This window comes from Prosthecobacter gellanilyticus (assembly GCF_007992435.1).
In the GTDB taxonomy this organism is placed as follows: domain Bacteria; phylum Verrucomicrobiota; class Verrucomicrobiia; order Verrucomicrobiales; family Verrucomicrobiaceae; genus Prosthecobacter; species Prosthecobacter gellanilyticus.
The window spans coordinates 1-25516 of record NZ_BKAG01000069.1; the positions used below are offsets into that span (position 1 = coordinate 1).

A 25516-nucleotide genomic window follows, 5' to 3' on the forward strand; every position below is an offset into this window, starting at 1 on the left:
CTATACCCTCCGAAAGCAATGCCGGTGGCGAGAAACAGGGCGGGGAAGAGAGAGTCGAATTTCATGCGTGGTCCTCCTGCGACCTGACGGCTCGGAGAAGCGCTCAAACGACCTTTGTAAAATCGGCGGGCTGTCTCACAACTTCCGGCGGCCCTGCAATGCCTGGTAGAGGGTGAGCTCGTCGACGTGGTCGAGGGCTCCTCCTGCGGGGAGGCCTTGGGCGAGGCGGGTGACGGAGAGGCCTTCGGCTCGCAGGAGCTCGTTGAGGTAGCCAGCGGTGGCTTCGCCTTCGACGTCGGAGCCGACGGCGAGGATGACTTCCTCGGCGTGGAGGCTTTTCACGCGGGCGAGGAGGGGCTCGATGCGGAGGTCCTCGGGCGTGACGTTATCGAGAGGGGAGAGTTTGCCGCCGAGGACGTGGTAGAGGCCGTGGAAGGCACCGGAGCGCTCGAGGCGCAGCACATCGGAGGGCTGCTCGACGACGCAGAGGATCCTCTGCTGGCGCTTGGGATTGCGGCAGAGGGCGCATTCCTGGCCGTTTTCGATGAAGAAGCCGCAGTCGTCACAGGCGTGGACGCGGGTGGTGACATCGGCCAGGGCATCGACCAGCGGTTCGATGCGGCCGGCATCATGCATGAGCCAGAGCATCATCCGCTCCGCGCTGCGCGGGCCGAGGCCGGGCAGTGTCTTGAGCTGCGCGATGAGGCGGCGCAGCGGCGGAGGGTAGTCGAGCGCGGCCATGGAGGAAAGGGAAGGGGCTTTAGATGACCTTTTCGAGCATCACGGTGCCGGCTTCGGCAGGCGTGGTGACCTTGCGGTAGAAGCAGGAGGCGCGCTTGGTGTGGCAGCAGCCGCCGCCGCGCTGTTTCACGCGGAGGATGAGGGCGTCCTGGTCACAGTCGGTGCGGATCTCGATGACATCCTGAAACTCGCCGCTGGTGGCGCCTTTGTGCCAGCGCTCCTTGCGGCTGCGGCTGTAATAGACGGCCTGGCCGAGGGTGAGGGTCTCGCGCAGGGTATCTGCGTTCATGTAGGCCAGCATGAGGGGCTCGTTCGTGTCCGCGTCCACGGCCATGGCCGTGATCAGGCCGTGCTCATCGAACTTCGGAGCGAAGGCGAGGCCTTCCTCGATCGTGGCTTTCGAGTCGCGTGGGCCGAACTGGAGGGATTTCGAGTCAATCATGGGGTCGCGGAGATAACGCTGCCGGGCTCCTTTGCCAAAACGAAAATGCTTTTGTTCGACATCGTGTGACAGAGCGGTAAAAAGGCCGCTCCCCGGTTTTCCGGGTCCGTTTTCTACCCGTGTCAGACATTCAGACCATGCCCGGCTTCCTGCTCTCCTTCGAAGGCTCCGAAGGTTGTGGCAAATCCACGCAGATCCGCCTGCTGCAGCAGCATCTGGAGGCCGCGGGCCGGCAGGTGGTGGTGATGCGCGAGCCTGGTGGCACGCAGGTGGGCGAGGAGATCCGCCATCTGCTCCAGCACGCGAAGGCCGGGGAAGGGATGACCCGTGAGGCGGAACTACTGCTTTTCGCGGCCAGCCGTGCGCAGATCGTGCGCGAAAAAGTGCGCCCGCTCCTGGAGAAAGGTGTGTTTGTGATCCTGGACCGTTTTTTGGATTCAACCACGGTGTATCAGGGCATCGCCCGAGGTTTGCCGGTGGACGAGGTGCGGGCGATCAATGCCTTTGCTGTGGGTGGAACGCTGCCAAAGCTCACGGTGCTGCTGGATCTGGACACCGACACGGCGTGGCAGCGCATTCATGCCACGGGTCGTGAGCTGGACCGGATGGAAAGCCAGCCGCGTGAATTTTACGAAAGCGTGCGCCAGGGCTATCTCGATCTCGCCGGCGCTGAACCGCAGCGCATCTCGATCGTGGATGCGAGCCGCAGCCCCGAGGCGGTGCATGCTGATATTTTGAAGCTCGTGGAATCTCGAAACCATGCCGTATAAAGCTGATCACGCGCTCTCTCTGCTCACCCGTGCGCAACAGCTCGGCCGCATGGCTCATGGCTATCTCATCAGCGGTCCGCGCGAGGCGGGTCTGGAGGCGTTTGCCGCGCGTGTGATCGGATTGATCAGCCCTGCGGGACATCGTGATCTGGATGACTGGGCGCAGGAAGGCGCGGTCATTTTGCGACCGCAGAGCAAGTCACGCCGCATCTCCGTGGGTGATGATGGCAGCGAGGTGGGAACGATTCGTTATCTGGAGCGCATGATCCACCGCACGACTGCGCCGGGTGGCTACAAGATCGGTGTGATTGTGGATGCGGAGCGCATGACGCCGCAGGCACAGAATGCGTTTCTCAAGACATTGGAAGAGCCGCCGGCGCGCACGCTTCTGCTGCTTCTGAGCACGCATCCGGAGCAGTTGCTGACGACCATTCTTTCACGTGTCATCCAGATCCCGCTGCTGCCACCGGCAGGCGTGCGGCACTTTGATGAGCATGAGGAAAAGCTGCTCGCCGTGCTGCAGCAGCTCTCCACTCGATCTGGTGGCAATATTGGTTCGGCGCTTGGATTGAAAACTGATTTTCAAGCGGTGCTCGATGAGATGTATGATGAGATCAAAGAGGAGCAGGAAGGCGAATTTGAAAAAGAGCAGGACCATTACGCGCAGACCACAGACGGCACATGGCTGAAACAGCGCGAGGAAGAGGTGACGGCACAGATCGAGGCGCGTTATTTGCAGCGTCGTGACGCGATGATGGACCTTTTATTAGCCTGGATGGGGGATGTGGCGCGGCAGCAAGTGGGTGCAAACAACCTCGATTTGCCGCAATATCGTCACGCGACAAAAAAATTAGCGGAGCAATGGCAGCCGGAGGAGACTTCCAAACGGTTGCGCGCACTGCGCCAGCTGGAGCAGCATCTGCACACGAATGTGAATGAAGGGCTCGCGTTGGAAGTCGCTTTCATTCAAGCGTTTGGGCGCTGATGGAAGCGGGCGCGGCCACAGTGCCGCGCCTTTTTCATGCCGTGTTGGCACGCTGATTTCAGGCGGCTGCGCCGCTTCTTAGGCTCTTTATCATTACCAAATGGTAAGGTGATGTTTTGCCCGCAACTTGATAGGGTTTTTGCAATTCAAGAAATTCGTTTCCGTTACTCCACCGATGCCCTGGCGCTACACCATCTTCACCGTCCTCATCCTGACCGCAGCCTGCGGCGCTTCGATGCGCCTCGCTGGATCTGGCCAGAGTGGAGACGCGATCAAGGGCGCCGCCGGATCGAATGGTAACGCAAACATTTCGAGCTCCAAAAAGATTTCTGGAAGATCCATCGCTCCGGGGGGGGCTGGTGGACGCCAGTCGTAACTCTCGGCGGTGCTGGGTTTCAACCTAACCTGGCGCCGCCGAGATTACATCCTGAGCCTCGACGAGAGGATGATGCAGGATGGTTTCGGCAAACGGTCTTCGAAAGAAACTTTGGCAATTGACGCCTTGATCCGTGGAGGTGCATTTTTATATCTGAGAGTTCATGAAACCGCTGCTCCATGCCTCTCTGATCCTGCTCGCCACCGCTGCTGCCTCCCTGAAGGCCAACCCGGAGATTCCGCGGGCGGTGGCGCAGAGCTTCGGGGAAAACGTGGCGAACAACCTGATGCTGGTCAAAGGCACTGCCACCACGTCCGAGCCGGTGGCATGGACGACGTATGCGCGTGACGCGTTCCGCCCGGAAGAGGTGCTGCGCATCAACGTGCGCATGGAGGCGGCCGTGTGGAAGGCCAGCCCAGCAGGCGCAGGAACGAAGATTCTCGCCTCCCAGCCGGCCAAGACGCTGGATTTCAACCGTCTGCGTGTGCGCAGCGCCGAAGCCCGGGTGGTGGCCGCCAAAGCTGCCGCGCTGGCCCAGACCACCTTTGCGACGGTGGACTATCAGCTCGCGGCGAATGCCGAGACTGGAGCCCCCGAGTGGGGTTTGGCGCTGAAAGATGACACAGGGTATGAAGTGGGCTTCTGCGTGGTCTCGGCAGAGACGGGCGCGCTTTCCTTCCAGGACTGGACGCCGCGTTTTGTCACAGCACCAGCCACCCCGCCGAGCGAGGGTGAGCGGGCGGCCAAGGGTGTGAAAAAGACCGTGCGCAAGGCCTGGAACTGGACGGACAAGGCACGCTCCGAGACCCGAAACTTCTTCCGCGAGCTGTTCCGCTGATGCTTTCTGCTCCCCGACCACGTCCCTCCGTCAAGGCCACGCGGACCTTGTTGGCGGGCTTTTTGCTTACAGAAAGGGCGCTTGAGCCGTGTTTTACACCTTGACGCCTCATCTTCAGACCAGCATTACTGGCGCGCCTCATGCCCGCCCGCTATGGCTGCCTTTCTCCCGACTCTCCTGACTCCCACTCCCACACGCCCATGATCGGTATCTCCCGCCACCTCCGAATCGCCTTCGTGCCCATGCTTGCGCTGGCACAGCTGGGCAGCATCCCCGTCTCGACCCAAGCTCAAGTTGCCCTGGGCGCGCCAGCCGCCGCTGGCAAGCGCATCGTGCGTGATGTGCAGGTCGTCTTCAAAGGTTCCGCCACCATGGATGCGAACCGCGTGAAAGCGCAGATGGCCACTCGTGTGGGCGAGCCTTACACGGATGAGACCGTGGAGCGTGACATCCGCACTCTCTATGGCACGGGTGCTGTGGACAATGTGGACATTCAGGCGGTGAATGTGGACGGTGGTGTGCGTGTGGTGGTGACCATCTCCGGTCGTGGTGGCATCGGTGAGATCAATTTCCTGGGCAACGGTGCTTTCGACAATGACAAGCTCCGCACGGAGATCGAAGTGAAGGTGGGTGATCCAGTGGATGATGCCAAGCTGACCACCGCGCAGCAGAAGATCCGCGAGCTTTATGAGAAGAAGGGCTTCTCTGATGTGCTCGTCACGTATGACGTGACACCTTCCTCGAAAGAAGGCTTCTCCGCCGTGACCTTCAAGATTGAAGAAGGCGCCCGCGGCCTCATCGGTGACATCCGTTTCGAAGGCAACAATGCCATCTCCGCCCGCAAGCTGAAGGCCAAGATCAAGAGCAAGGAGAAGACTTTCTACCGCCTCTGGGGCAAGGCTGGCAAGCTGGACAACCAGACCGTGCTTGATGACGTGAAGGTCATTGAGCAGGCCTACCAGGACGAAGGTTATGTGTATGTGAAGGTCACCTACCGTCGTGATCCGATTGATGCGAAGAGCACGGCGCTCATCTTCGAGATCTATGAAGGCGGCAAGTATGACGTGGCCAGCGTGAACATCACGGGCATCACCGTTTTCAGCAAGGATGAGCTGACGCCAGCCATCCGCACAGAAGCTGGCTTCGCCTACTCCGGCACTGATGTGCGTGGCGATGAGAAGATGCTGCGCGACTACTACGGCTCCCGTGGTTATGCCGACGCCAATGTGGACACCCAGCTCACTGACGCAGGTCCGGGCAAGCTGAACGTGACCTACGCCATCACCGAAGGAACGAAGTCCCTCATCCGCAAGGTGAACATCAGCGGCAACACCAAGACCAAGGATGAAGTCATCCGCCGCGAGCTGCCGTTCTCCCCTGGTGAGGAGCTCAACACCGTCCAGCTGGAGACTGCGCAGACGACGCTGGAAAACATGAACTACTTCGAAGGCAAGGGCGAGGCGAATCCCCTGACCGTGCGTCCGGTGGCCACGGAAGTGGAAGGCTTCAAGGATGTGGAAGTCAACGTGACTGAGAAGCCAACGGGCTCCGTGAACTTCGGTGCGGGCTTCAGCTCCGTGGACAGCCTTGTGGGTTTCGTGGACGTGACCCAGACGAACTTTGACATCAGCGACTGGAAAGACTTCCGCGGCGCCGGCCAGCGCTTCAACCTGAACCTGCGCTACGGTATCCGCACCTCCTCCTTCAACACGAGCTGGACGGAGCCCTGGTTCCTCGGACAGAAGCTGGCCTTCACGGTCAACCTCTTCTACCAGAACCTTTACTACCTCTCCAACCGGTTCGACCAGGTCAACGTGGGCATGTCCCTGGGTCTGCGCAAGCCGATCGGCAAGTATGCTTATCTGGAAGGCGTCTACACCCTGCAGAACGTGCAGATCGATGTGGATCAGGGCAGCGGCGACGACTCCACCCAGCTGCTCCGTGATGAAGATGGCGACTATCTGCAGAGCAAGTTTGACCTGAACTTCGTGCATGACACCCGTGACAGTGTGTTCATCACCCGCAAGGGTCACAAGTTCGAGGCGGGCCTCATGGTCTCCGGTCTTGGTGGCGACGTGGAAACGTATGGTGCGAACATCGGCGGCCAGCAGTTCTTCCACCTTCCTGGTGACACCATCCTGAGCTTCGAGGGCATGGCCCGCTGGATGGACAGCTGGGGCAGCAACGACCGCGTGCCGATCTTCGACCGCCTGTTCCTCGGTGGTGCTTACAACCTGCGTGGTTATGACTACCGTGACGCGGGTCCGAAGGACTCCCGTGGCGAGCCTCTCGGTGGCAACATGTCCCTCTTCGGTTCGGTTGAGTACTCCTTCCCGATCATCGAGAAAGTCCGTGGTGCCATCTTCTGGGACGTGGGCATGATCGAGAGCGATCTGGATGCTGCCTCTGGATCCACCGGTGGTGTTCGCAATGGCGGTCCGATCATTGGTGACGGCGAGGTCTACTCTAACGTCGGCATCGGTGTCCGCATGTTCCTTCCAGTCGGCCCGATCCGTGTCGACCTGGGCATCCCGCTCGTGAAAGACGACTTTGTGGGCAACAGCCCACGCTTTCAATTCAACATGGGCTACCGTTTCTAGTCTAACACCGCCCGTTTGATTCCCCATAACCAGCCCCCTATGATTCGTTCCCTCCTCATCCTTGCCCTGGCAGCCACTGCCGCTCACGCTGCCGACCTGAAGTTCGGCGTGGTGGACATGTCCAAGGCCTTCTCTGAGTATCACAAGACCAAGGACGCTGCTGACAAGTTCAAGCTGAACATCGACAAAGCTCAGAAGGAAATGAACGACCGCTGGGCCGTTTACAAGAACCTGATGAACGACATGCAGAAGCTCAAGAAGGAGGCCAGCGACCCCATCATGACGCCGGATGCACGTGCGAAGCGCGCGGCTGAGTTTGATGAGAAGGCCAAGGAACTCCGTGCTCTGGAGCAGGAGATCGGCGAGGCGCAAAACCGCCGCAGCGGCCAGCTGAAGCAGGAAGACATGCAGATCCGCAAGGGCATCTATGACGAGATCCTGGTGGTCGTGCGCGACAAGGGCAAGGCTGACAGCTACGACTTCGTCTTCGACAAGTCCGGCATGAGCCTCTCCACCGTGCCGATCCTGATCTATTACAAGGACGCTGTGGACATCACGGACCAGATCATTGTCGAGCTCAACAAGAACGCTCCTCCTGCCACCGCAGCTCCTGCGACCGCACCCGAAGCCAAGGACGAGAAGAAGAAATAATTCGCCTTCCCGCCTGATTTCCATCAATTCCGGGCACGCACATCCATCGAGGTGGCGTGCCCGTTTTATTTCCCCCAAGACTCTTTTTCATGAGCCATAAGATCACCCATCAGCGCCTTGCCGAACTCGTCGGCGGCGAACTCGCCCAAGGAGACCCGGAGGGTGTTGTGACCGGGCTGAACTCCATCACCGAAGCGGTGCCTGGAGAAGTGACCTTCCTCGGCAATCCACGGTATCTGCCCGCTCTCAAGACCACCAAGGCCACCGCCATTCTTGTGGGGGGTGATTTTGCCGAATCCATGGAGGGTGTGGCGCTGATCAAGGTGGCGAACCCGACTTTTGCCTTCTCGTCCGTCATTCGTCATTTTGGTCCTCCGGCCCGTGATTTCACTCCAGGGGTGCACTCTACGGCCTGTGTTTCCTCCAAGGCTACCTTTGACCCCCAGCAGGTTTCCATCGGACCCATGGCGGTGGTGGGTGACGATGTGGTGATCGGTGATGGCACCACCATTGGTGCCGGTGTCTGCATCGGCCAGGGAGCGCGCCTGGGTGAGGACTGCTTTCTGCATGCGAACTGCACCATCGGAGACCGCTGCGTCCTCGGAAACCGCGTCATCATTCACAGCGGCACCGTGATCGGCTCTGACGGTTTCGGCTATGAGTTCGTCAAAGGCCGTCATGTGAAGATCGATCAGGTCGGCATCGTGCAGATCGATGACGATGTGGAGATCGGTGCCGCGTGCAGCGTGGACCGTGCTCGTTTTGGCCGCACCTGGATCGGTGCCGGGACCAAGATCGACAACCAGGTCCAGATCGCGCACAACGCGATCGTCGGGAAGCATTGCATCATTGTCGCTCACGTGGCGCTGGCTGGCAGCGTCCGCATGGGAGACTACGTCACGCTGGCAGGGCAGGTGGCCATCGGCGGGCATCTGGAGATCTGCAATCAGGTGACCATCCTGGCGAAGAGCGGCGTGACCAAGAACATCACGGAGCCTGGAGCCTACATGGGCTTCCCGGCCAAGCCGCTGATGGAGCACAAGCGTCAGCTGGCCGCCCAGTCGAAGATTCCAGACCTGATGGACCGGATCCGCACCCTGGAAAAGCGCCTGGCTGCTCTCGAAGGTGGCAAGGCGGAGGGGTGATCTTCATCCCAATTCCAGTGTCCAGGCTGAGATCAGCCTCGTAGATACGTCTCCCCGCTTGATTGCGGCGGGGAGCGCCCCATACTCCGCGCCCCCTTTCTTCCCTTGTTTTTCAAAAAAGCCCCCTCCAAACCCATGACCGAGCCGAGTCCGACCGCTGAGACCCAGCCCGAAATCGACGCCGTGAGCCCTGAAGCCGCTGCCGCTGAAACCGCGCCTCCAGCAACCCCGCCTGATCCACTGGAACTCGCCCTGGCGGAAGCCTCGCAGTGGAAGGACATGGCCTACCGCAATGCCGCTGAGCTGGACAACTTCCGCAAGCGTGCCGCCCGTGAAGGCCAGGAAGCCCGCGCCTATGCGAATGCGGATCTCCTGCGCGCGCTGTTCCCCATTCTGGACAGTTTCGAGATGGGACTGGAGTCCGCCCGTGTTGAGTCGGAGAAGTCCATGATCTTCATCGGCATGAGCATGGTGCACCGCCAGATCGCCGAGTTCCTGCGGGACAGCGGCGTGACGGAGGTGGAGGCGCTGAACAAGCCCTTTGATCCGAATCTGCATGATGCGGTGTCCCAGGAAGTGCGCACGGATGTGGCTGAAGGCACCGTCCTGCGTGTGACGCGCCGTGGCTATCGCCTCAAGGATCGTCTCCTGCGTGCTGCGAGTGTGATCGTTTCCGCTGCTCCCGCTCCTGAAGCTCCTCCGGCTGCTGACATTGTCTGATTTTTTCCGCCTCACTCTCCTCTCTCTTTTCTGACTCCTCATGGCTGAAAAACGCGACTACTACGAAGTCCTGGGCGTCTCGCGTGACGTCTCGGCGGATGAACTCAAGAAGGCTTACCGCAAGCTGGCGGTGAAATTTCATCCGGACAAGAACCCCGGTGACAAGACTGCTGAGGACAAGTTCAAGGAGGTCAGCGAGGCTTATGATGTGCTGAGTGATGACCAGAAGCGCGCTGCCTATGATCGCTACGGTCACAGCGCCTTTGCAGGTGGCATGGGCGGCCCGAGCGCCGGTGGCGGCGGCGGTTTCCATGATCCATTTGATATCTTCCGCGAAGTCTTCGGCGGCGGTGGTGGCGGTGGCGGGATCTTTGAGAGTTTCTTTGGCGGCGGTGGTGGTGGCAGCGGCGGTGGCCGCGGTCGCCGTCGCGATGGTCCGCAGCGTGGCAATGATCTGCGTTACGGCGTGGAGATCAGCCTGGAGGATGCCGCACGCGGCACCGAACGTGAGATCGAATACGACCGCCTGAACGTGTGCAAGACCTGCACGGGCAGCGGCTCCACCAGCGGCAGTGGCAAGAAGGCCTGCCGCACCTGCGGTGGTCATGGCCAGGTCATCTCCTCACGCGGCTTCTTCCAGATCCAGCAGACCTGCCCGGACTGCCAGGGCAGCGGCGAGGTGATCAGCGATCCGTGCAAGGGCTGCTCCGGCTCCGGCCGCAGTCGCGAACACACGAAGCTGCGCGTGAAGATCCCGGCTGGCATCGAGGACGGCTCACGCCTCCGCTCGGGTGGCAATGGCGACTACGGCTCACTCGGCGGACCTGCGGGTGACCTCTATATCGTCGTGAACGTGAAGGCTCATGAGATCTTTGAGCGCGAAGGTGACGACCTGCACTGCCGCATGCCGCTGAGCTTCACCACGGCGGCTCTGGGTGGCGAGGCCACGGTGCCAACTTTGGAAGGCAAGGCGCAGCTCAAGGTGCCTGCGGGCACCCAGAACGACACGACTTTCCGTCTCCGCAGCAAGGGCATGAAGGCGCTGGGCGAGGATCGCCATGGCGACCTCTATGTCCACGTGCAGATCGCGGTGCCGACCAGGATGACCGCCGAGCAGAGGGGGCATCTGGAAGCTTTCGCCAAGGCTGTGGGTGAGAACCCCACGAGCACGATGGAGGAGAGCTTCTTTGAGAAGGCTAAGAAGTTCTTCCGGTAAGAGCCGAGGCTACCCGCAAAATGGAAATCTGATTGTAGCCTCAAAGAGGCGGCACTCCTCAGCCCAGGGCGATCGCCCTGGGAAATTGTGGCATCCCCGCCATTCATGAAATGAAGGCCTGAAAGGCCGATGCTCGACGCCTCGGGTTATGGCGGCGAATGAGTCCGGGGCGTCGAGTATCGCACCTTCGGCGCTCTTGTATGGAGGTGACAGCCGGGGTGTGTAAACCCAGGGCGTTGCCCTGGCTGAGGAGTTTCAGGCCTTCGGCCCTTCAATCCTAGAGCCTCAATAGCACTGCCTGCGTTTCCATTTCGGAAATCAGTTTTTCCAAACGCTCCAAGCTCTCCTGGTCTCGCGACCGGACCGCAAGTTCCGCGTAGCGAGACATCTTGCCGGGTCGTGCAACACGGCTAAAGGGCAGGCATGCCCTCGCTCGACGAAGATCTCATCGCCCTCCTTGGCCCTGACCGTGTGTCCGTCTCGGACGCGGATCTGGCCACGCACAGCACGGACAAATGGTTTGCCTCCCATCCGCCGCAGGTGGTGGTGCATGCGAAGTGCGTGGAAGATGTGTCCAAGACTCTGCGCTATGCCAATGAGCACGGCATCCCCGTGACACCGCAGGGTGCCAGAGTGGGGTATGTGGGCGGAGCGGTGCCCTCCAAAGGTGGCATCGCGCTGTCCGTGTTTGGCATGAACCGCATCCTGGAGATCAACACGGCGGATGGTGTGGCGGTGGTGGAGCCGGGAGTGATCACAGGTGATCTGCAAAAGGCGGTGCGTGAACTCGGCTGGTTTTATCCACCTGACCCGGCCTCGCTGAAGGAGTGCAGCCTGGGCGGAAATATTGCTACAAATGCCGGCGGACCGCGCTGCCTGAAATACGGCGTGACTCGGCATTATGTGTTAGGCCTGGAAGCGGTGCTGGCAGATGGCAGCATCGTGAAAGCGGGCGGACGCTGTCACAAGAACAAGACGGGTTTTGATCTGGTGGGTCTCATGGTCGGTAGTGAAGGCATGCTCGGTGTGGTCACACAGGCCACGCTGCGGCTCATCCCGCATCCGCCCATGCGAGCCATGCTCTCTGCGGGTTTCGCATCCTTTGCCGAAGCGGCGAACGCGGTGCAGCGCATCTTGAACTCCGGCTTCCTGCCAAGCGCGTTGGAGATCGCGGACAAGTTTACCCTGCGTGCGGCGCGTGAGTATCTCGGAGAGTCTGTCACGCCGCAGGGCGATGCGCATCTGCTGGTGGAGATCGACGGACATGAGCCGAGCGTGATCGGCGAGCTCGGTCTTTTGGCAAAGTTGGTTCGCGATCTTGGCTGCCTGGATCTGCAGGAAGCCATCGGTGAGGAAGCCTGCGAGCGCTTCTGGAAACTGCGCCGTGAGTTCAGCTACAGCCTGCGCAATACCGGCCTGATCAAGCTGAACGAGGACATTGTGGTGCCGCGCAGCAAGCTGGTGGACCTGGTGGAGTTTGCCGAGCGTCTGCAGGCTGAGCACGGCTTCGCGGTGGCCAGCTTTGGTCATGCCGGAGATGGGAACATCCACGTGAACATCATGGTCCCCACGATGGACGATCCTTTGATCCGTGAACGCGCCGAGGTGGCGCTGGATCAACTGTTCCGCCAGATCATCGCCTGGAATGGCGCCATCACGGGTGAGCACGGTGTGGGCATCGCCAAAAAGCGCTGGTGGCGGGAGGCGGTGTCCACCGCCGCGCATGAAACGCATCTGCGAGTGAAGGCGGCGCTGGACCCCAAGGGCATCTTGAATCCTGGGAAGTTTTTGGAATAGGCAGCCTCAAGCCGCACGCCATCTGATCGCCTGCCATGAGCACTCCCACCAAGACTTCTCCCCTCGCACGATGGACCGGCCAGTTTCGCACGATGCAGGATTCGCGTCGCGCGCGCCGCACCCCCACCGGACATGAGATCGCGCTGGCGGATCGCATCGCGCACTTGAATCCGGAACTGTGGGATGCCGCTGCCGTGCGTGGTGGCTTTCACCTGCGGCGTTCCTATCTGGCGATGCTGGAGCAGCATGGTCCGGAGAACATCTTACCGGCCTATGCCTTGATCACGCGTGATGGAGCGCCCGTGGCGGTGATGGCTGCCCAGTGGCTGGAGTTTGATGGTGCGCGCATTCAAAAGCTCACGCCAGAGAGCAAGGGCGCGGCTGCGGCTGCAAAAGCGGACTTGAAGGAGAAGTGGCTGAAGCCGCTGGGGCGGAAGGCGCGCAGCAAGATCAAGCAACGCGTGCTGGTCTGTGGCAATCTGCTGTCCTGGGGTTGCCATGGTGTGTCCATCGCGCCGGGAGTGGATGAGGTGGAAGCGTGGTCAGCCATCGGTGAGGCGCTTTATCGTCTGCGCCGGTCCGCCAAGCTCGAGGGCGAGACGGACTTCATCACGGTCAAAGACATCACACCGGGTGAAGCTGGGCACTTTCCGGCGCTGCAGCAGCTCGGCTACCGCATGGCAGAAACAGAACCGAACATGGTGCTGGATCTGCGCAAGGAGTGGCGGGGCTTCGATGACTATGCGGCGGCGCTTTCGTCGAAGTATCGGAAGTCGGCGAAACAGATTCGTGAGGAGGTTTCGACGAAGGGTTTTGTCACCGAGCATCTGGCGGATGTGGGTTCGGCGGCTCCGAGACTGCATGAGCTCTATGAGGCGGTGCACAACAGTGCGCCAATCCGCCTGGCCACGCTCTCACAGGGTTTCTGGCCAGCCTTTGCCACCTGTGCGGCGGATGATCTGCGCTGCACCGTGATCCGACGCGAGGATCGCATCGTGGGCTTTGTGAACACGGTGCGCGATGGTGCGACGGCGATCGGCTACCAGATTGGGTTTGATCGCGAAGCGGCGCTGGAGGCTCCCATCTATCTGCGCCTGCTGCAGGCCACGATTGAGGACGGGATCACCTTTGGCTGCGAGCGTCTTTCGCTCGGGCGCACGGCCCTGGAGCCGAAGTCTCGTCTGGGTGCCCGGCCTGAGCCGACGCACCTTTGGCTGCGTCACCGCATCCCGGCCATGAACCTGCTGGTGCAGGGGATCATCGGGCACATTCCTCATGCGGAAGCGCCGGAGCGCAATCCGTTCAAGTGAGGCGGAGAAGCTTTTTTAACCGCAGAGAGCGCGGATGAGCGCAGATGGACTAACCAAGAGTGAGGTGATGTAGGTCACTCCACGTCGTAGTGTTTCTCGCTGACGGATTTGTCGTGGTCGTAGACCTGCTCCTTCATGAGGTTGCCCTTCTTGGACCAGTAGCGGTTGAGGCCGTGGCGCTGGCCGTTTTCGAAGTGGGTCTCGGTGGAGAGCTGGCCGTTGTCCCACCACTCTTTGACCACGCCGTGCAGGCGGCCTTCCTTGAGCGTGTATTCACCTTTGAGCTGGCCGTTCTTGTGCTTGTCACGGGCGATGCCGTTGTAGGGCTTGCCCTCGAGGAAGTAGACGTCGTCCTGCCATTTGAGCTCCTTGTAGGTGACCTCGCGCGCAGCGGCCGGAGCCGGATCAGCGGCCATGGAGGGCAGGGGAGCGGCGAGCAGCAGCAGGGCGATGAGGAGGCGGTGCATGCGGGGATGTTGAGTCATGGCGAGTTCCTGTGCAATGACGGGCTTTGTGCGAACGTTTAGACGGCTCATTTTTCCAACCATGCGCACTCTTGCCCTCCTCCTGCTTTCCACCGCTCTTTCCGCTCATGCTGAGCTGCGGCTTCCGGCCATCATTGGCGATAACATGGTGCTCCAGCAGAAGCAGGCGAACCCGGTCTGGGGCTGGGATGCTCCTGGCACGGCCGTGAAGGTGACCTTTGGTGGTGAGACGCAGACCGCCACGGCGGATGCGAAGGGCAAGTGGACGGTGAAGCTCTCCCCCGTGCCGGCGAATGCGAAGCCTGCGACGATGACGATCGCGGGCACGACCTCGCGTGAGCTGAAGAACATCCTCGTGGGTGAGGTGTGGCTGTGCTCGGGCCAGTCGAACATGGGTTTCACGGTGGATCGTGGCTGGGATGGTGATCTGGATGTGGCCACGGCGAAGCATCCGCAGATCCGCCTGATCGCGGTGCCGAATGTGGGCACGCAGGAACTGCAGGACGATTTCAAAGGCCAGTGGGAGGAGTGCTCGCCGACCAGCGTGGGGCAGTTCACAGCGGTGGGTTATCACTTCGGCCGTGTGCTGCATGAGATGCTGGGAGTGCCGGTGGGTCTGATCGACAATGCCTGGGGCGGCTCTGCCTGCGAGGCCTGGGTGCGCCGTGATCTGCTGGAGAAGGATGAGCGCTTCAAAAAGATGATCACGCAGTGGAAGGGCATCGAGAGTTCCTTCACGGAGGAAGCTTTTGCCAAGCAGACGGCGGATCATCAGAAGAAGCTGGATGCCTGGAACAATGCGCGTCGTGAGGCTGCCAAGGCCGGCAAGCTTTTCACCGCCGCGGCTCCGCGCGCCCCGCAGAATCCGCTGAAGGGCCAGAAGCGCCCGGGCAATCTCTATGCGGGCTGTCTTAATCCCATCATTGGTTATGGCATCAAGGGCACGGTCTGGTATCAGGGCGAGAGCAATGCCTCACAGGCACATGAGTACAGCTATCTCTTCCCGATGATGATCAGCCATTGGCGCAACGAGTGGAAGCAGGGTGACTTTCCTTTCTACTGGGTGCAGCTGGCGGACTTCAAACCTGAGCAGGTCGAGCCTGGGGACAGCGACTGGGCTGAGCTGCGCGAGAGCCAGACGAAGAGCATGAGCAAGATCCCGAACGGCGGTCAGTGCATCATCACGGATCTCGGCGAGGCGAATGACATCCATCCGAAGAACAAGCGTGACGTGGCTGAGCGCCTGGCCCGCTGGGCCCTGGCGAAGGACTATGGTGTGAAGGTGGTGTATCGCAGTCCTGAGTTCAAGGACATGAAGATCGAGGGTGGCAAAGCCCTGCTGACCTTTGATCATGCGCCCCAAGGTCTGCGCACGGTGGATGTGGATGATGTCAAAGGTTTCGCCATCTGTGGCGCTGACAAAAAGTGGGTGTGGGCCAAGGCCAGCATCATCGGCGGTTCCAAGAAAGGCACGAACCAAATCGAGGTCAGCAGCCCGCAGGTGCCGCAGCCGGTGGCCATCCGCTATGCCTGGGCGGACAATCCGGTCTGCAATGTCTACTCCGCTGAAGGCCTGCCGCTCACGCCTTTCCGTACGGACCATTTCCCGATGATCACCGATCCCGCGAACCCGAACGGCCTCGAAGGCCAGGCGGCCAAGCGTGCGGAGGAGATCAAGGCCACGCAGCAGAAGCGCGCGGAAGCTCAGAAGCAGCGTGACGCGGCCAAGGCCAATGCCGCGAAGAAGAAGGCGGCTTGAGCATTGGGCTGGTGCATGATTGAGTAGGCCCACACTCAGCGACCCATCATGCCCAAACTCACTCTCTTGATTGGTCTGTCGGCTTCAGGCAAGTCCACCTACCTGGAGCCGTTCATGCATGACGGGGTGCCGGTGTTTGATGACTTCATGAAAGGGTCACCGCCGGAGTTTGTGAACTGCAAGCATCTGGAAAAGATCCGGCAGCATCTGGCGGCAGGCCGTGATGTGGTGATCTCAGACATCCGCCTGATCCGCGCTTCTTTTCGCGAGGAGGTGCTGAGCGGCCTCAGCGGCTACGAATTCGAGATCGAGCATGTGTGTTTCAGCAATGATCCGCAGACATGCCTTCAGAATTCAGCGAGACGCGTGACCCAGCAGGCGAGGGATCATGAATGTGAGATCGAGCTGATCACGAAATACAGTCGTGAGTACACGATTCCGGAGTCTGCGACGGTCATCGAAGTGGTGCGGTCGAAGTATACCTAGAACCTGCGGTGGAATGCTGAGACGGCTGTTTTGGATGCAAAGTGGTTCCAACGGAGGCTTGTGACGATCCCGTGACGTGCTACAAAATTTGCTATCATGTCTCAACCCGCTCGTTTTCGCACGCTTCTCATCCTTGGCGCTCCCGGCAGTGGCAAGGGCACCCAGGGCAAGGTCCTGGGAGCCATCCCGCGTTTCCATCATCTGGCCTGCGGAGATGTGTTCCGCTCGCTCGATACCCGCACGCCGCTGGGGCAGAAGTTTGTGGAGTACTCCAGCCGTGGTGAACTGGTGCCGGATGACCTGACGGTGCAGCTGTGGCACGCGAACATCAATCAGCGTGTGGACGGTCATGTGTTCAAGCCGGAGATCGATTTCCTCGTGCTGGACGGCATCCCGCGCAATGTGGAGCAGGCGAAGCTCATGGAGAAGGACATCGAGGTGCTGAAGGTGTTTCACCTGAGCTGCCCGGACCGCACCGAACTGGCGCGCCGTCTGCGCAAGCGTGCTCTGAAGGACAACCGTTTCGACGATGCGAACGAGGCGGTGATCCAGCAGCGCTTCGCGACCTATGAGGCTGAGACGAAGCCGATCCTGGACTACTACGCGGGTGATCGCATCTGCCAGATCGATGCCAGCCAGCCACCTGCCAAGGTGCTCTACGACATCATCGCCGGTGTCATGACGCTGGAGGCCTGGCGCGACATTGAGAAGATGAGGGTCTAGCAGATGAGAGATAAGGGATAAGAGATAGGGGATGAGAGGTGAGGGATGGGAGATCTGCGCAAAGCAGAGCTTCATCGGTTTGACTCTTTGCGTGATGCCCTTAGCTCTTCGCTCCTTATGCGCATTCTTTTCATCGGCACCGGAGACATCGGACTTCCTTCCTTGGAGTGGCTGCTCAGCACGCCCAAGCATGAGGTGGTGGGTGTCATCACGCAGCCGGACAAGCCGGCGGGGCGCAAGCTGGTGCTCACCCCGCCGGAGGTGAAGGTGCGCGCGCTGGCTGCTGGTCTGACCGTGCTTCAGCCGCCGAAGATCCGGCACATCGTGGATGAGTTGAAGGCTTTCAATGCGGATGTGGCGGTGGTGGTGGCTTATGGACAGATCCTGCCGAAGAGCGTGCTGGATGTGCCGCGTCTGGCCTGCCTGAACATTCACGCTTCCTTGCTGCCGAGGCATCGCGGGGCATCGCCGATTCAGGCCTGCATTCGCGAGGGCGATGCTGAGACTGGGGTGACGATCATGTTCATGGATGAGGGGCTGGATACTGGTGATATCCTCATCATGGATGCGATGCCGATCCTGCCGATGGACACGGGCGGTGTGTTGCATGACAAGCTTGCGGTCGCTGCTCCTGCGAGCCTGGAACGCGCGCTGGATCTGATCGCCGCTGGCAATCCTCCACGCACACCGCAGGACAACGCGCTCTCCACGCACTGCGGCAAACTGAAGCGTGAGGATGGTCGATTAGACTGGAACAAGAGCGCCGCTGAACTCGAGCTACTCATCCGTGCCTACAATCCCTGGCCTGGCACGAGCTGCCTGATCACTGGGGAGAAGCCTGCGGTTTTGAAGGTGCATCGCGCCACGGTCATCGAAGGTGATGCCTGTCCTCAGCCTGGCACGATTGTTTCAGCGGATCCGAAGAGTGGATTGGTCGTGAGCTGCGGCGGAGGTCTGCTGAAGCTCGAGGAGGTGCAGGGTGAAGGTGGCAAGCGTCTGGCCGCGGCTGATTTGCTGCGCGGCAATGCGCTGGAGGTGGGGACGGTGCTGGCCTAACCTAACAAAAAGGTCCGCACAGCGAACTGCGCGGACCTTTCTTCAAACCTATGTGGTGATCTGATCAATCCTCAGCCTTCGGCTCGGGCAGCAGGAAGCCGACGAGGAAGCTGATCACGGCGATGGCGGTGCCGACGTAGCCGGCGGCCATGGCGACGTGGGAGGGGAGCAGCGGCCCGTTGCCGGCGAGCATCGGGGCGACGAAGCTGGTGGTGACGAAGGCCATGCTGGTGCCGATCATGCGGCCGCCGACGTTCGTGGCGAAGCTGCCGCCGGTGCCGCGCAGATGCAGCGGGAACACCTTGGGCAGGTATTCACCGAAGTAGCTGAACTGGGCGACGGTGAGCAGGCCGCAGATGCCATAGGCCCAGAGGAAGGCGGAGCCGCCCTGCTCGAAGAGCTTGAAGTAAGTCAGCGGCAGCAGGATGAGCGCGGGGATCTGGAAGATTTTTAGCAGCGCCACGCGGCTGATGCCCCAGATGAGCAGCACGGCAAGAATGATACGACCGACGAGGCCGCCGAGCTCCTGACGAAGCTGCACCTTGTCCGCCATCTCCTTGACCTTGTCGTTATGCGGCTTGGACTTCCCGAAGTTCTCTTTGATTTTGGCGATGAGATCTTTGCGGGCAGGATCGGTGGGAGCCAGTTTGTTGAGCTCGAGGTTCAGGCCTTCGGCTTCCTTGCGCAGCGGGGCGAGTGTCTTCGAAGTTTCTCTCAACTCGGGAAGACCTGGCGTGACACGGGCCACCGTGACCTGCAGCGCACCAAAGGCGATGCCATAGGCGCAGGCGGAGAGTGCTGCGGTGACGAGGGTGACGCGGCGGAGTTCCGGCGCGAAGAGAGCGCCAAAGCTCGGACGCTTGAGAGAGCCGGCGGCGCGGCGGTCTTTCCAGACCTGGCTCTCTGGCACGAAGGGCAGGAGGAGCGCGATCGGGATGGCAGGCAGGATGCCGGTCATCAGCAGGTAGCGCCAGGAACCTGGATCGGTGGCACCGAGACCGACCGGCAGACCCCAATGCGGGAGTTCCGCACCATGCTTGCTGATCCATACGCTGACACCCGTGACCAGCAGGCCACCGAGGGAAGCAAAGGCCTGGGTGATGCCTAACCATTTTTCCTTGTCCTTCTTGTCCGGGAACACTTCCGCGAGCCAGGTGATGGCTGCCACGAACTCCACGCACACTCCAATGAAGGTGGTGCTGCGGAAGAACACAAACATCGGCAGCGAGGTCGCGAAGGCCGCACAGAAGGGAGAGAACGAATACAGGAAGATACTCGCGGCCATGATCTTCTTGCGCCCGAAACGGTCGACTAACCAACCACCGAGAAGGCCGAAGACACCACCGCACAGCGCTGCAATCCACAGCAGTTTACCCACCCAGTCCGTGACCATGGGGTTGTTCAATGGCACTTTGAGCAACTCAGCGATGGCGGGAGCTGCCACCAGCGGCGTCATCAGTAGTTCGTAGGTATCAAACAAGAATCCGATACTGGCGATGATGATGATGAGCCAGGTGGTCGTTGTGAATTTGGGAGGCGTGGACATGAGAGCGGGAGCGGAGGAAGAAGTTTGCAGTTGTTGGCGATTGTTTGCGGTAGTTTGCAGTTGTTTCAGCAGGCCTCCTGGGCTCGGCGGAGTTGGGATTCGCGTAGATTGTGAATTCGGACGCTGAGGTCGTAGGCGCGGTTGAGGATGGGATCTGTGACCAAGGTGCGTGTGTATTCGAGGTCGGTCGCAATGATTAGATCGCAGGCGGTCTCCATTAGCGAACCATGCGCTTGATTTGAAAAGTGCGCCTGATCCTTCATCGTGGACCTGCCGGAACCTTCCGCCAAGTTGTTGGCCACGGAGACCGCAGATCGAGTGAGCTGGCTGGTAAGTCCAAAGCGTTCGTCTTTGGGGAACTCTCTGGAGCAAGCATAAACATCATGCACAAGGCGACGAGCCTCCTGCCACACCTCGAGTTTTTCGAATGGGAACTGCTTTCTCATACAACTAACGATCAACGACAGACTGGAAACAATTCAAAGCGGCTTGAGCAGCGGTGGTTTGGCAACCATTGCAAACAACAGCAAACAATTGCCAACCACCGCAAACGGCTATCCCAAGAGAGGACGAAGCATTTCAATCACCTTCGGGACTTCCACGAAGGGATCTTTGGCCTCTTCATACTCGATGGTGAACCAGCCTTGGTAGTTGGCATCGCGGAGGATCTGGAGGAGGCGGGGGACGTCGGCGGGCTGGCCTTCGCCTTTCTTGCTGCCTTCGGGGCTCATCTCCATCTTGAGCTGCACGTTGATGGCATACGGGGCGATCTTGGCGAGATCGGCATAGGGGTCCTTGGTGTGGAAATTGCCGCTGTCCCAGTTGATGCCTGCCCAGGGGCTCTTGGCGGCCTGGACCATCTTGATGAGATTCTCTGGCTGAGCGACGATGCCACCGTGATTCTCGAGGCCGAGGAAGACACCCTTCGTGGCGGCGTAGTCGAGACATTCCTGATAGGCTTCGAGGCAGTTGGCCACGGACTGCTCCTCGCTGAGGTCTTTCGGCTGAGGTCCGGCGAAGACGCGGATGTGCGGGGCATTCATCAGCGCGGAGAAATCGATCCAGCGCTTCACGTCAGCGATTTCCTTGTCGAGCTTCTCACCCTTTGGCAGGGCGAAGTTATTACCCACCGCCGTGCCGGCGAGCTGCACGCCGCGCAGGTAGGCGTGGCGCTTCACCTCGAGCAGGAATTTCTCATCCACGTCCGGCGGGAAGAAGTAGCTGGTCACCTCGGCACCAGGGACGTTGTTGTCCGCGCACCAGTCGATGAAGTCCAGGATGCTCCAGGGCTTGTGGCCTTCCTTGGGCTTGTTCTCCTTGCCGCGCATCCACTGGAAGTATTCACGGAAGCTGTAGGCGGCCACGCCGAGCTGCATGCGGCTTTTGCCGGCGCGGCTGATCGGTTCGATGGCAGGCAGGGTGGAGGCGGTGAGGGCTCCGAGGCTGGTGGCAAGAAAATGACGGCGGCTGATCATGAGAGGTGAAAGAACGGGCGGACTGGGCCAGCATTAACAGCTTTCCCAATCCATGAACAAGATTTCTCTTCTCCTTCTGACCACCCTCCTGCTCGGCAGTGCCCAGGCCGAACCTGCCAAAGTCCGCCTCTGGCCAGACGGGGCGCCGGGGGCCAAGGGCCAGGAGGACAAGGACCAGCCCTTCATCCTTACCTGGCCGGCGGCCAAGGAGAAGGCGAACGGCGCGGCCTTTGTGGTCTGCCCGGGGGGCGGCTACGGCGGGCTGGCGGCGGACCATGAGGGCACGCAGGTGGCGAAGTGGTTCAATGGCCAGGGGGTGTCCGCCTTTGTGCTGCACTACCGGCTGGGCACCAACGGGTATCACTTCCCCACGCAGCTCATCGATGTGCAGCGTGCGATCCGCCATGTGCGGGCCAATGCGGACAAGTATGGCATCGACCCGGACCGCATCGGCATCGTGGGTTTCTCCGCCGGTGGTCACCTCACCTCCATGGCGGCGACAATGTTTGATGAGAAGCCGGAAGGCATGACGAATGATGCGGTGGACCAGGTGAGCGCACGTCCCACGGTGGCCGCGCCGACGTATCCGGTGATCTCCATGATCGAGGACTATCGCCACGACGGCTCGCGGAAGAACCTGCTGGGGCCTAACAACAATGATGAACTGGCGAAGCATGTGAGCACCGAGACCCGTGTCACACCGAACACGCCGCCGATCTTCATCTTCCACACGGATGAGGACACCGTGGTGCCTGCGGAGAACCCCGTGGGGCTTTACCTGGCCTGCCGGAAGAACAAGGTGCCTGCGGAGCTGCACATCTATCGTCCAGGACCTCATGGAGTCGGCCTTTTTCTCGGTGATCCGGTGATCGGTTCCTGGAGCGGGCATCTGCGTGACTGGCTGCGTAACCAAGGATTCTTCAAGCCCTCCAAGCGTGCGGCGGTGAGCGGCAAGGTGACGATCAACGGCGCGCCGGTGAGCTGGGGCAGCGTGATTTTCACGTCCGAAGACAGCAACGCTCCGGTGGCCTGTGCCCGCGTGATGCATGGCAACTTCAAGCTGGATGAGAAGGCCGGTCCGGTGGTCGGCAAGGTGAAGCTCACCGTGAGCTACAGTGCCGCAGATGTGGCAGGACTCGACACGCCGGATGGCACGGCCACGACGAAGGAGCAGAAGCCAGGATCCGGTGACTGGGTCATCGAGATCGGTGAGAAGCAGGAGCCTTTGACGCTGGAAGTGACGAGGTAAGCTGACCTGCTGAAGCTATGATGTTTTTGCGGATCTTTGGCGGCCTGATGGGTGTTTTTTTCACTCTTTTGGCTGTTTTAGCTTCGAGCGCAGACACGAGCGTGTCTGTCGGTCGCATCGGCGTCGGGGCTTTCGGGCTTTTCCTCATGGGAGCTGCTGTGTTTGCCTCCAAGAAGCAGATCGATCATTGGTTCGGCAGTTTTTAATGAGATATTCCAGCATGCCCCGCCCCACGCTCGCTGACATCGCCGCACGGCTAGGCATCTCGAAGATGTCGGTGTCGCGGGCGCTGCGCGGCGAGCGGCATGTGAGCGCGGATTTGCGTGAGCGGGTGATGCAGGCGGTCTCGGAGATGGGCTACCGGCCTGATCCGGAGATCGCGAAGCTGATGACGCACATGCGAAGGTCCAAGCGGGTGGCATCTCCGATCACGCTGGCCTTTGTGTGGGCAGAGCGTGATGAGGAGCAGATCAAGACTTCGTCATGGTCGCAGGAACTGGTGCGAGGTGCGCATGAGCGTGCGGAGCATCTTGGGTATCGGTTGGAGGAGTTTCATCTGAAGGCGCGAGGCATGACAGCGCGCAGGCTTTCGGGCATCCTGGAGGCGCGGGGGATTCCGGGATTCATTCTTTCGCCGCTGATCTCACGGAGTCGCGGGCATGTGTCGATGCTTTGGGAGAAGTTCAGCAGTGTGCTGATCGGGCTTGGCTATGCGCGTCCGGCGCTGAACCGGGTGCATCATCATCACTTCTTCGGCATGATGACGGCGCTGCGGATGCTGAAGAAGCAAGGGTTCAGGCGCATTGGATTTTACAATGCCAGCACGATCGATGAGCGGATGTATCGCGCGTGGTCGGCGAGCTTTCTGGCGCATCATCCGCTGCCACTGGCGCAGGCTGCGGAGCTGATGTGTTTGAAGCGGGAGATATCGCGCACGGATTTTCAAAGCTGGTTGAAGTCCGCGAAGCCTGAGGTGGTGATCGAGGGCGGGCATCAACTGACGAACTGGTTTCCTCCCGGCGGGAAGGTCAAGCATGTGACGCTGGGCTGGCGTGCGGATCATGCGGGAGTGGCAGGAGTGGACCAGCAGGCAGCGGTGCTGGGTGGGGCGGCGGTGGATCTGCTGGTGGCGCAGCATCAGCAGAATGAGCGGGGGATTCCGGCCTATCCGAAGATCGTGATGACCGAGGGCGTGTGGAGGCCTGCAAGATCGTGACGGCGTGATCGTTCACGGCGGTCTCATGCGTGCTTTGTTTTTCCTCCTTGCCTTCAGTTCACTGCTCTCCGCGGCTGAGAAGCCGAATGTGCTGCTCGTCTGTGTGGACGACTTGAAGCCGGTCATCGGCTGCTATGGCGATGCGCAGGCGAAGACGCCGAACATCGATCGGCTGGCCGCACGCGGGATGCTGTTTGAGAAGGCTTATTGCAATCAGGCGGTGTGCTCGCCCTCACGCAATGCGCTGCTCACCAGCCTGCGTCCGCAGACACTGGGCATCTATGAACTGAGTACGAATTTTCGCAAAGGCGCGCCAGATGCCATCACGCTGCCGCAGCTCTTCAAGAACAATGGATACCGCACCGAAGGCATGGGGAAGATCTTCCATGTGGGGCATGGGAATGTGAATGACGATGCGTCCTGGAGCGTGCCTTATTTCACCCCGAAGAGTGGCACCTATGTGCTGCCGGAGAACGGAGCACCGCCGGAGGCCCAGGCCGAGAAGAAGACCAATCCGAAAGTGGAAGCCTGGAAGCTGGCGCGTGGAGCGCCCACGGAAAGCGCGGATGTGTCGGATAACCGGTATGGCGATGGCATGGTCGCGGATGAGGCTGTGAAGCGCCTGGACGCCGCGAAGCAGAAACCGGATGAGCCGTTTTTCCTCGCGGTGGGTTTTGTGAAGCCGCATCTGCCGTTCGTGGCGCCGAAAAAATACTGGGATCTCTATGATCCGGCGAAGCTGCCGCAACCTGAGCTGAGCAAGGCTCCGGAAGGTGCGCCAGAGTTCGCGCCGACCACCTGGGGTGAGCTGCGCAATTACAAGGACATGCCTGACAAAGGACCTGTCACGCCGGAGCAGCAGCGGCATCTCATCCACGGTTACTATGCCGCCATGAGCTACATGGATGCGCAACTCGGCAAGGTGCTGGATGCCCTGGATGCCAGCGGTCTCGCCAAAAACACGATCATCGTTTTTTGGGGTGATCATGGCTGGCATCTGGGAGATCACGGCATGTGGTGCAAGCACACGAACTATGAGCAGGCCGCGCACATCCCGCTGCTGATCAGTGCGCCGGGCGTGACGCAGGCCGGCGCGCGCACGCAGTCGCTCACGGAGACGGTGGACATTTATCCCACACTGGCGGAACTGGCCGGGCTGAAGGCGCCGGAAACGTTGGATGGACGCAGCTTTGCTTCCGTACTCAAAGATGGTTCGGCGAGCAACCGTGATCATGTGATCCATGTGTATCCGCGTGGTGAGAATCTGGGCCGTGCCATTCGCACGCAGCGGCATCGTCTGGTGGAGTGGAAGCCTGCGGGTGGATCGGCAGAGCAGGCGGTGTATGAGCTTTACGACTATCAGGCGGATCCGCTGGAGTCGAAGAACCTCGCGGCTGAACAGCCTGCGGTGGTGACGGAGTTGAAGGCGCTGCTGGCGAAGCATCCGGAGGCGAAGCTGCAGATCAGCAACAAGCCGGAAGGCAAGAAGGCGGGTGGAACAGCGAGCAAGAAGAAATCGAAATCGAAGCAGGATCGCCATGCCATGTTTGATTCACGCGACACGAACAAGGACGGTCAACTGACGATGGAGGAGTTTCTGCTGAAGCAGCCTGATCCTGAGGAGGCACCGAAACGGTTTCCGGTTTTTGATGCGGACAAGAACGGCGTGTTGAGCCGCGAGGAGTTCGTGAAGAGCGGGAAGGTGAAGTAGGGGTGAGCTATTTATGATTTACGATTTTTGATTGATGATTTGGGGGATGGTGGAGTGATCGGGGCTGTTTTTCACAGGATTCACAGGATGGCAGGATGAACAAGATTCAGAAGGTGAAGGGCTAAAGCTCCCCGCCCCGTCAGTCGTGCGGACTCCGGCATGCGTAGGAAGGTGTCGTGCGTCGCTTCAGATCTTCAGCAGATCCAAAGCCAGCCGCTT

The 25516-nt window shown here is 60.5% G+C and carries 23 protein-coding genes; 17 read left to right on the plus strand and 6 right to left on the minus strand.

Features of this window, described 5'->3' with window-relative positions; all coding sequences use genetic code 11:
- Window positions 1-135 precede the first annotated feature (135 nt).
- On the minus strand, window positions 136-741 hold the full coding sequence (recR, locus tag BGE01nite_RS26580; RefSeq protein ID WP_146855570.1) for a recombination mediator RecR: 606 nt from the start codon (window positions 739-741) through the stop codon (window positions 136-138).
- 19 nt (window positions 742-760) lie between these two features.
- Window positions 761-1183, minus strand: a complete 423-nt coding sequence (gene hisI, locus BGE01nite_RS26585) for a phosphoribosyl-AMP cyclohydrolase (protein ID WP_146855571.1) — start codon at window positions 1181-1183, stop codon at window positions 761-763.
- Window positions 1184-1320: 137 nt separating this feature from the next.
- Here hisI and tmk point away from each other — a divergent pair, with 137 nt between their 5' ends.
- The 10 genes from tmk to BGE01nite_RS26635 all read left to right on the plus strand — a co-directional run bounded on the left by tmk (window position 1321) and on the right by BGE01nite_RS26635 (window position 13591).
- Window positions 1321-1953 carry a dTMP kinase gene (gene tmk, locus BGE01nite_RS26590; RefSeq protein WP_146855573.1) on the plus strand — a complete coding sequence of 211 codons (633 nt, stop codon included), beginning with the start codon at window positions 1321-1323 and terminating at the stop codon, window positions 1951-1953.
- Window positions 1943-2938: a hypothetical protein gene (locus tag BGE01nite_RS26595; protein ID WP_146855576.1), complete on the plus strand. Its 996-nt coding sequence runs from the start codon at window positions 1943-1945 to the stop codon at window positions 2936-2938. The genes tmk and BGE01nite_RS26595 overlap by 11 nt, the downstream gene beginning before the upstream one ends.
- Before the next feature lie 539 nt (window positions 2939-3477).
- Window positions 3478-4152: a hypothetical protein gene (locus BGE01nite_RS26600; protein WP_146855578.1), complete on the plus strand. Its 675-nt coding sequence runs from the start codon at window positions 3478-3480 to the stop codon at window positions 4150-4152.
- A gap of 140 nt (window positions 4153-4292) precedes the next feature.
- On the plus strand, window positions 4293-6752 hold the full coding sequence (gene bamA / locus BGE01nite_RS26605; RefSeq protein ID WP_146855580.1) for an outer membrane protein assembly factor BamA: 2460 nt from the start codon (window positions 4293-4295) through the stop codon (window positions 6750-6752).
- A gap of 39 nt (window positions 6753-6791) precedes the next feature.
- Window positions 6792-7403: an OmpH/Skp family outer membrane protein gene (locus tag BGE01nite_RS26610; RefSeq protein WP_146855582.1), complete on the plus strand. Its 612-nt coding sequence runs from the start codon at window positions 6792-6794 to the stop codon at window positions 7401-7403.
- A gap of 89 nt (window positions 7404-7492) precedes the next feature.
- Window positions 7493-8548: a UDP-3-O-(3-hydroxymyristoyl)glucosamine N-acyltransferase gene (gene lpxD / locus BGE01nite_RS26615; RefSeq protein ID WP_146855583.1), complete on the plus strand. Its 1056-nt coding sequence runs from the start codon at window positions 7493-7495 to the stop codon at window positions 8546-8548.
- A 135-nt stretch (window positions 8549-8683) separates the two neighbouring features.
- The gene (locus BGE01nite_RS26620) at window positions 8684-9268 is read left to right on the plus strand and encodes a nucleotide exchange factor GrpE (protein ID WP_146855584.1); all 585 of its coding nucleotides are present in this window, start codon (window positions 8684-8686) and stop codon (window positions 9266-9268) included.
- 40 nt (window positions 9269-9308) lie between these two features.
- On the plus strand, window positions 9309-10484 hold the full coding sequence (gene dnaJ, locus BGE01nite_RS26625; protein ID WP_146855586.1) for a molecular chaperone DnaJ: 1176 nt from the start codon (window positions 9309-9311) through the stop codon (window positions 10482-10484).
- 423 nt (window positions 10485-10907) lie between these two features.
- Window positions 10908-12281: an FAD-binding oxidoreductase gene (locus BGE01nite_RS26630; protein ID WP_146855588.1), complete on the plus strand. Its 1374-nt coding sequence runs from the start codon at window positions 10908-10910 to the stop codon at window positions 12279-12281.
- Window positions 12282-12316: 35 nt separating this feature from the next.
- Window positions 12317-13591, plus strand: coding sequence for a GNAT family N-acetyltransferase (locus BGE01nite_RS26635; RefSeq protein WP_146855590.1), 1275 nt, complete (start codon window positions 12317-12319; stop codon window positions 13589-13591).
- A 74-nt stretch (window positions 13592-13665) separates the two neighbouring features.
- On the opposite strand, the gene BGE01nite_RS26640 is transcribed toward BGE01nite_RS26635, so the two are convergent.
- Window positions 13666-14058 (minus strand): toxin-antitoxin system YwqK family antitoxin, encoded by a 393-nt coding sequence (locus tag BGE01nite_RS26640; protein ID WP_170267090.1) that lies wholly within the window; start codon window positions 14056-14058, stop codon window positions 13666-13668.
- A 79-nt stretch (window positions 14059-14137) separates the two neighbouring features.
- Between BGE01nite_RS26640 and BGE01nite_RS26645 the strand changes: the two genes are divergently transcribed.
- The 4 genes from BGE01nite_RS26645 to fmt all read left to right on the plus strand — a co-directional run bounded on the left by BGE01nite_RS26645 (window position 14138) and on the right by fmt (window position 18100).
- Window positions 14138-15835, plus strand: a complete 1698-nt coding sequence (locus BGE01nite_RS26645) for a sialate O-acetylesterase (protein ID WP_146855594.1) — start codon at window positions 14138-14140, stop codon at window positions 15833-15835.
- Window positions 15836-15883: 48 nt separating this feature from the next.
- On the plus strand, window positions 15884-16321 hold the full coding sequence (locus BGE01nite_RS26650; RefSeq protein ID WP_146855596.1) for an ATP-binding protein: 438 nt from the start codon (window positions 15884-15886) through the stop codon (window positions 16319-16321).
- A 96-nt stretch (window positions 16322-16417) separates the two neighbouring features.
- Window positions 16418-17044: an adenylate kinase family protein gene (locus BGE01nite_RS26655; RefSeq protein WP_146855598.1), complete on the plus strand. Its 627-nt coding sequence runs from the start codon at window positions 16418-16420 to the stop codon at window positions 17042-17044.
- A gap of 117 nt (window positions 17045-17161) precedes the next feature.
- Window positions 17162-18100, plus strand: coding sequence for a methionyl-tRNA formyltransferase (gene fmt / locus BGE01nite_RS26660; protein WP_146855600.1), 939 nt, complete (start codon window positions 17162-17164; stop codon window positions 18098-18100).
- Between the two features lie 64 nt (window positions 18101-18164).
- On the opposite strand, the gene BGE01nite_RS26665 is transcribed toward fmt, so the two are convergent.
- From BGE01nite_RS26665 to BGE01nite_RS26675, 3 genes are all read right to left on the minus strand, one after another.
- A complete protein-coding gene (locus BGE01nite_RS26665) occupies window positions 18165-19646 on the minus strand; it encodes an MFS transporter (protein WP_146855602.1) in 1482 nt (493 codons plus the stop codon).
- 65 nt (window positions 19647-19711) lie between these two features.
- Window positions 19712-20092, minus strand: coding sequence for a four helix bundle protein (locus tag BGE01nite_RS26670; RefSeq protein ID WP_146855604.1), 381 nt, complete (start codon window positions 20090-20092; stop codon window positions 19712-19714).
- Between the two features lie 108 nt (window positions 20093-20200).
- Window positions 20201-21121, minus strand: a complete 921-nt coding sequence (locus tag BGE01nite_RS26675; protein WP_146855606.1) for a sugar phosphate isomerase/epimerase family protein — start codon at window positions 21119-21121, stop codon at window positions 20201-20203.
- Between the two features lie 52 nt (window positions 21122-21173).
- Between BGE01nite_RS26675 and BGE01nite_RS26680 the strand changes: the two genes are divergently transcribed.
- The 3 genes from BGE01nite_RS26680 (at window position 21174) to BGE01nite_RS26690 (ending at window position 25297) form a co-directional block, all read left to right on the plus strand.
- Window positions 21174-22370, plus strand: coding sequence for an alpha/beta hydrolase (locus BGE01nite_RS26680; RefSeq protein WP_146855608.1), 1197 nt, complete (start codon window positions 21174-21176; stop codon window positions 22368-22370).
- Window positions 22371-22590: 220 nt separating this feature from the next.
- Complete coding sequence (locus BGE01nite_RS26685; protein ID WP_170267091.1) at window positions 22591-23586, plus strand: LacI family DNA-binding transcriptional regulator; 996 nt, start codon at window positions 22591-22593, stop codon at window positions 23584-23586.
- A gap of 25 nt (window positions 23587-23611) precedes the next feature.
- Window positions 23612-25297, plus strand: a complete 1686-nt coding sequence (locus tag BGE01nite_RS26690; RefSeq protein WP_146855611.1) for a sulfatase — start codon at window positions 23612-23614, stop codon at window positions 25295-25297.
- The last annotated feature ends 219 nt before the right edge of the window (window positions 25298-25516 follow it).